Origin of the sequence: Mycobacterium sp., assembly GCF_035623875.1 — a bacterium.
Lineage (GTDB): Bacteria > Actinomycetota > Actinomycetes > Mycobacteriales > Mycobacteriaceae > Mycobacterium.
Map to the genome: position 1 here is coordinate 1 of NZ_DASPSP010000111.1, position 7,062 is coordinate 7,062.

Annotated in this window: 6 protein-coding genes; all 6 read left to right on the forward strand. The window is 66.3% G+C overall.

Features of this window, described 5'->3' with window-relative positions; all coding sequences use genetic code 11:
- The coding region (argS, locus tag VEI45_RS09165; RefSeq protein ID WP_324852343.1) for an arginine--tRNA ligase at positions 1–1,436 on the forward strand (1,436 nt) is incomplete at its 5' end.
- 80 nt (positions 1,437–1,516) lie between these two features.
- Positions 1,517–2,857 (forward strand): diaminopimelate decarboxylase, encoded by a 1,341-nt coding sequence (gene lysA, locus VEI45_RS09170; RefSeq protein WP_324852351.1) that lies wholly within the window; start codon positions 1,517–1,519, stop codon positions 2,855–2,857.
- Positions 2,854–4,179, forward strand: coding sequence for a homoserine dehydrogenase (locus VEI45_RS09175; RefSeq protein WP_324852345.1), 1,326 nt, complete (start codon positions 2,854–2,856; stop codon positions 4,177–4,179). The genes lysA and VEI45_RS09175 overlap by 4 nt, the downstream gene beginning before the upstream one ends.
- A complete protein-coding gene (gene thrC, locus VEI45_RS09180; protein WP_324852347.1) occupies positions 4,176–5,267 on the forward strand; it encodes a threonine synthase in 1,092 nt (363 codons plus the stop codon). Before VEI45_RS09175 ends, thrC begins: the two co-directional genes overlap by 4 nt.
- Before the next feature lie 8 nt (positions 5,268–5,275).
- Positions 5,276–6,211 carry a homoserine kinase gene (gene thrB, locus VEI45_RS09185; RefSeq protein ID WP_324852353.1) on the forward strand — a complete coding sequence of 312 codons (936 nt, stop codon included), beginning with the start codon at positions 5,276–5,278 and terminating at the stop codon, positions 6,209–6,211.
- A gap of 323 nt (positions 6,212–6,534) precedes the next feature.
- On the forward strand, positions 6,535–7,062 hold a 528-nt coding region (locus tag VEI45_RS09190), incomplete at its 3' end, for a Rho termination factor N-terminal domain-containing protein (RefSeq protein ID WP_324852349.1).

Sequence of the window (7,062 nt, forward strand, 5' to 3'; positions counted from 1 at the left end):
CCCAGGCCGACGGCATCGCCTCGGCGGAGGTGGCCGGGCCCGGCTTCATCAACCTGCGCCTGGACGCGTCGGCGCAGGGCGTCGTCATCAACAACGTCATCGATGCCGGCCACGCCTACGGCAACTCCGATGCTCAGGCCGTACACAAGATCAACCTGGAGTTCGTCTCGGCCAACCCAACCGGGCCGATCCACATCGGCGGCACCCGGTGGGCCGCCGTCGGCGACGCGCTGGGCCGCCTGCTGACGACGCAGGGCGCCGACGTGGTGCGCGAGTACTACTTCAACGACCACGGCGCCCAGATCGACCGATTCGCCAACTCGCTGATCGCCGCCGCCAAAGCCGAACCCACCCCGGACGACGGCTACGCGGGCAGCTACATCGGCGACATCGCCGCGCAAGTTTTGCAGCAGGCGCCCGATGCGCTGAGCCAGCCCGAGGCCGAGCAGCACGAGACGTTCCGGCGCATCGGTGTCGACTTGATGTTCGCGCACATCAAGGAATCGCTGCACGAGTTCGGCACCGACTTCGACGTCTACACCCACGAAGAGTCGATGCACACCAGCGGTCGTGTCGAGCAGGCCATCGCCCGGCTGCGCGAGAACGGCAACATCTACGAGAAGGACGGCGCAACCTGGTTGCGCACCAGCGCGTTTGGTGACGACAAGGACCGCGTCGTAATCAAGAGCGACGGCAAACCCGCCTACATCGCCGGCGATCTCGCCTACTACCTGGACAAGCGGCAACGCGGCTTCGACCTGTGCGTCTACATGCTCGGCGCCGACCACCACGGCTACATCTCCCGGCTGAAGGCCGCCGCCGCCGCGTTCGGCGACGACCCGGCCACCGTCGAGGTGCTCATCGGCCAGATGGTCAACCTGGTCCGCGATGGCCAGCCGGTGAAGATGAGCAAGCGCGCCGGCACCGTGATCACCCTCGACGACCTGGTCGAGGCGATCGGCGTGGATGCCGCCCGCTACAGCCTGATTCGCTCGTCGGTGGACACCCCGATCGACATCGACCTGGCGCTGTGGTCGTCGGCGTCCAACGAAAACCCGGTCTACTATGTGCAATACGCGCATGCCCGGCTCTCCGCACTGGCCCGTAACGCCGCCGAACTCGGTCTGATCCCCGACACCGGCCACCTCGACCTGCTCACCCACGACAAGGAAGGCACGCTGGTCCGTAGTCTCGGCGAGTTCCCGCGGGTGCTGAAAACCGCTGCGGCCCTGCGCGAACCGCACCGGGTGTGCCGCTACCTGGAAGACCTCGCCGGCGATTACCACCGGTTCTACGACTCGTGTCGGGTGTTGCCGCAGGGCGACGAACAGCCCAACGAGCTGCACACTGCGCGCCTGGCGCTGTGCCAGGCCACCCGCCAAGTGATCGCTAACGGATTGGCCATCCTTGGTGTCCGGGCTCCGGAGCGGATGTGAACGCGCATCCAGCCGGCCCCCGGCACGCCGAGGAGTTCCATCACGGCGGCGTTCCACCCCGGCCGCAGACGACACAGGAACTGCTGGAACTGGCGCCGAATGTCTGGCCGCGCAACACGGTTCGTGGTGACGACGGGGTAGTCAGCATTGCCGGCGTCGCGCTGAACTGGCTGGCGCAGGAGTACGGCACGCCGCTTTTCGTCCTCGACGAAGACGACTTCCGCTCGCGGTGTCGCGAGATCGCTGCCGCATTCGGCGGCGGCGCCAACGTGCACTATGCCGGTAAGGCTTTCCTGTGCAGCGAAATTGCGAGGTGGATTGATGAGGAAGGTCTCTCGCTTGACGTCTGCACCGGCGGTGAGCTGGCGGTCGCGCTGCGCGCGAACTTCCCCCCTGAGCGGATCGCATTGCACGGCAACAACAAATCGGTCGCCGAGCTGACCGCGGCGGTCAAGGCCGGCATCGGTCACGTCGTGGTCGATTCGATGACCGAGATCGAGCGCCTCGACGCGATCGCCGGTGAGGCCGGTGTCGTCCAGGATGTGCTGGTCCGCGTCACGGTCGGCGTCGAAGCCCACACCCACGAGTTCATCTCCACCGCCCACGAAGACCAGAAATTCGGACTGTCGCTGGCCAACGGCGCGGCGATGGCCGCGGTACGACGGGTATTCGCCACCGACCACCTCCGACTGGTGGGCCTGCACAGCCACATCGGATCGCAGATCTTCGACGTCGCCGGTTTCGAACTGGCCGCGCACCGGGTGATCGGCCTGCTGCGCGACATTGTCGCGGAGTTCGGTGTCGACAAGACCGCGCAAATTTCCACCGTCGATCTTGGTGGCGGCCTGGGCATCTCGTATCTAGCAAACGACGATCCGCCGCCGGTGCGCGAGCTTGCCGACAAGCTCGGATCCATCGTGCGCAACGAATCCGCCGCGGTGGGCTTGCCGGTTCCCCGGCTGGTCGTTGAGCCCGGCCGCGCCATCGCCGGGCCCGGGACCATCACGCTGTATGAGGTCGGCACCGTCAAAGACGTCGGAGTGAGCGCGTCAGCGCATCGCCGCTACGTCAGTGTGGACGGCGGGATGAGCGACAACATCCGCACGTCGCTGTACGGTGCGGAATACGACGTTCGACTGGTCTCCCGGGCCACCGATGCGTCCCCGGCGCTGGCCCGTATCGTTGGAAAGCATTGTGAGAGTGGCGACATCGTTGTCCGGGATACCTGGGTGCCCGACGATATCGCGCCGGGCGACCTGGTGGCTGTGGCCGCCACCGGCGCCTACTGCTACTCGCTGTCGAGTCGGTACAACCTGATCGGCCGGCCGGCGGTCGTGGCTGTGCGCGACGGGCAGGCCCGTTTGATTCTGCGCAGGGAGACCGTCGACGATCTTCTGAGCCTGGAGGAGTGGCGCACATGAACGCTGATGAAAAGCCGGTCGGTGTAGCGGTATTGGGACTGGGCAATGTGGGCAGTGAAGTTGTTCGCATCATCGAGGACAGTGCCGACGACCTCGCCGCCCGGATCGGCGCGCCGCTGGTGCTCCGTGGCATCGGTGTCCGGCGGGTAGCCGCAGACCGGGGTGTGCCGATCGATCTGCTCACCGACAACATCGAAGAACTGGTCTCCCGCGCGGACGTCGATATCGTCATCGAGGTGATGGGTCCGGTCGAACCGTCCCGCAAAGCGATCCTGTCGGCGCTGGAGCACGGCAAGTCTGTGGTGACGGCGAATAAGGCCTTGCTGTCCGTTGCCACCGGAGAGCTCGCGCAAGCGGCCGAGAGTGCCAATGTGGACCTGTATTTCGAGGCTGCCGTGGCGGGTGCTATCCCGGTGATCCGGCCGCTGACCCAGTCGCTGGCTGGCGACAATGTGCAGCGCGTGGCCGGGATCGTCAACGGCACCACCAACTACATCCTCTCCGAGATGGACAGCACTGGCGCCGACTACGAGCGAGCGCTGGCCGACGCGAGCGCGCTCGGCTACGCCGAGGCTGACCCCACCGCGGACGTGGAAGGCTCCGACGCCGCGGCGAAAGCCGCGATCCTGGCGTCCATCGCGTTCCACACCAGGGTGACCGCCGACGACGTCTACCGCGAGGGCATCACGAAGATCACCCCGGACGACTTCGTGTCCGCGCGCGGCCTGGGCTGCACGATCAAACTGCTGTCGATCTGTGAGCGAATCACCACCGACGATGGGCAGCAGCGGGTTTCGGCTCGAGTCTATCCTGCGCTGGTGCCGATGTCACATCCGCTTGCGACGGTCAACGGCGCATTCAACGCCGTGGTAGTCGAGGCCGAAGCGGCCGGCCGGCTGATGTTCTACGGTCAGGGCGCGGGCGGAGCGCCGACCGCGTCGGCGGTGACTGGCGATCTGGTGATGGCGGCTCGCAACCGAGTGCTGGGCAGCCGCGGGCCGAAAGAATCCAAGTACGCCGAACTGCCCATCGCGCCAATGGGTGTCATCTCCACCCGCTACTACGTGAGCATGAACGTCGCTGACAAACCGGGTGTATTATCTTCGGTCGCAGCAGAATTCGCTAACCGCGAAGTCAGCATCGCCGAAGTTCGCCAGGAAGGTGTTGTCGGCGAGAGCGGACAACGGGTCGGGGCCCGTATCGTGGTGGTCACCCACAGCGCCACCGACGCCGCACTGTCCGAAACCGTCGACGCGCTGGCCAGCCTCGACGTGGTACAGGGTGTGGCCAGCGTCCTGCGGTTGGAAGGAACCAGCGAATGAGTTCGGCAAGCGCCGCCAAGACCAGCACCCATCAGCCGTGGCCGGGTGTGATCGCGGCCTACCGCGACCGGCTGCCGGTCGGCGACGACTGGGCTCCCGTCACCTTGCTCGAGGGCGGCACCCCGCTGATACCGGCGACCAGGCTCTCCGCCAAGACCGGCTGCACTGTTCATCTGAAGGTGGAGGGCCTCAACCCCACCGGCTCCTTCAAGGACCGCGGCATGACGATGGCTGTCACCGACGCGGTGGCCCGCGGTAGGCAGGCGGTGCTGTGTGCGTCGACAGGGAATACCTCAGCGTCGGCGGCGGCCTATGCTGCCCGCGCCGGCATCACCTGCGCGGTTCTGATCCCGCAGGGCAAGATCGCGATGGGCAAGCTGGCGCAGGCCGTGATGCATGGCGCCAAGGTCATCCAGATCGACGGCAACTTCGACGACTGCCTTGAACTCGCCCGCAAGATCGTCGCCGACTTCCCGACCATCTCATTGGTCAACTCGGTCAACCCGCTACGCATCGAGGGCCAGAAGACGGCGGCGTTCGAGATCGTCGATGCGCTGGGCGTCGCGCCGGACGTGCACGCCTTGCCGGTCGGCAACGCCGGCAACATCACGGCGTACTGGAAGGGCTACACCGAATATCACTCCGACGGAGTGATCGACAAGCTGCCGCGCATGCTGGGCACCCAGGCCGCCGGCGCAGCGCCGTTGGTGCTTGGCCAACCGGTGAGCCAGCCCGAAACCATCGCCACCGCGATCCGCATCGGCTCGCCGGCGTCGTGGGCGTCGGCCGTCGAGGCGCAGCAGCAGTCCGATGGGCGGTTCCTGGCCGCCACCGACGACGAGATCCTGGCCGCATATCACCTGGTGGCCGGTACCGAAGGCGTTTTCGTGGAACCGGCGTCGGCGGCAAGCATCGCCGGTCTTCTCAAAGCCGTCGATGACGGCTGGGTGGCACCGGGATCGACCGTGGTGTGCACCGTGACCGGCAATGGCCTCAAGGATCCTGACACCGCGCTGCGGGACATGCCGAGCGTGTCGCCGGTGCCCGTCGACCCTGTCGCCGTCGTCGCGAAACTGGGGCTCGTCTAGTGACCCAGATGTTGCCTGCCGGGCTGCTGGCCAGTTCGGTCGTCCCGGCGTCCAGTGCCAACCTCGGCCCGGGCTTCGACAGTATCGGACTGGCGTTGAGCCTCTACGACGAAATCATCGTCGAGACAACCGATTCCGGCCCGGTCGTCGAAGTTGACGGCGAGGGCGCCGGAGAGTTGGCGCTCGGCTCCGGCCATTTGGTGGTTCGGGCCGTCGAGCGCGGGCTGCAGGTGGCCGACGTCAGCGCGCCCGGCCTGAAAGTGCGGTGCCGTAACGTCATCCCGCATTCGCGGGGTCTGGGCTCGTCGGCCGCAGCGGTGGTCGGCGGCCTTGCAGCGGTCAATGGACTTGTCGCACAAGCTGATTCGACTGCGTTGAGCCAGAACCAGCTGATTCAGTTAGCGTCGGAATTCGAAGGGCATCCCGACAACGCGGGGGCCGCGGTGTTGGGCGGCGCGGTGGTGTCGTGGACCGACCGCAGCTACGATCCGCCCAGCTATTCGGCCGTGCCGCTGCGGCTACATCCCGACATCCGGCTGTTTCCCGCCATTCCCGAGCAGCGCTCGTCGACGGCGGAGGCTCGGGTGCTGCTCCCTGCGCAGGTCAGCCACGACGACGCACGTTTCAATCTCAGCCGCACGGCGCTGCTGGTGGTGGCACTCACCGAGCGGCCCGACCTGCTGATGGCCGCCACCGAGGACATGCTGCACCAGCCGCAGCGCGCACCCGCGATGCCGGCGTCGGCGGAATACCTTCGACTGTTGCGGCGTTACAACGTGGCAGCTGTGCTTTCCGGCGCTGGCCCGGCGGTTATCGCGCTGAGCACAGCCTCCAAGTTGCCCGCAGAAGCTCTTGAGTATGGCGCTGCAAACGGGTTTGCGGTGAGCGAGATGACGGCCGGCAACGGGGTCCGCTGGAGTTCCGGGGTACCCGTCCGCAGCTAACGTCCACCGGCACGCTGGAGGGGCTTCTTGCTTCCGGCATCGAAGCAGGTTATCCTCGACGGCGTCCAGCAATCGCAGCCTCTGCATCTGCGTTAACACTAGGACGAACACCAAATTCTTCTCGTGGACGATGGTTCGCCATTTAAACCGCCAATCCTGGCGATCACCGTTGCAGAGTCGATTGTTGGCAGCACTCGGCGATTTGGCTGAATGCAACAAACCCTGGCTTGATTGGATCGGCCAGGGAAGAAAGGAAATCCGTGACTGATACGGACCTCGTTACGGCTGACGACAGCACTGAAAACCACAAGCTGTCTGACTCCGTGACTACAGACACTTCCGCCGACCGCGACGCATCCGGGTCGGCGACGGACGCCGACACCAGCGGGTCGGACGGTTCGCTGTCCACCATGGTGCTGCCCGAACTGCGCGCGTTGGCCAATCGAGCCGGCGTCAAGGGCACGTCCGGGATGCGTAAGAACGAACTCATCGCTGCGATTCGGGAAAGCCGCCAAGGCCACGCCAACGGTGCACCCGCCAACAGCGGCGCCGGCAGCGCACCGCACAACCACGGCACCGAGGCTTCGGCCAACCACACCGAGGCGACCGCCGACGACGCGACCCGCGCTGACTCCCGCGAAACGGGAGCGGGAACGTCCGTTGACGACGCTGGCGAGCGGCATGGCCGGTCCGAAACGACCGATCAGACCACTACCAAGTCCGAGGAGCGCGAGTCCGACGGGGAATCCGACAAGGGCGGCGATCAACAGGGCTCGGGCGGACAACAGAACCGCGGTGGCTCGAACCAGCAAGACGACGACGGTGACGGGCGCGGCGGCCGCCGAGGGCGC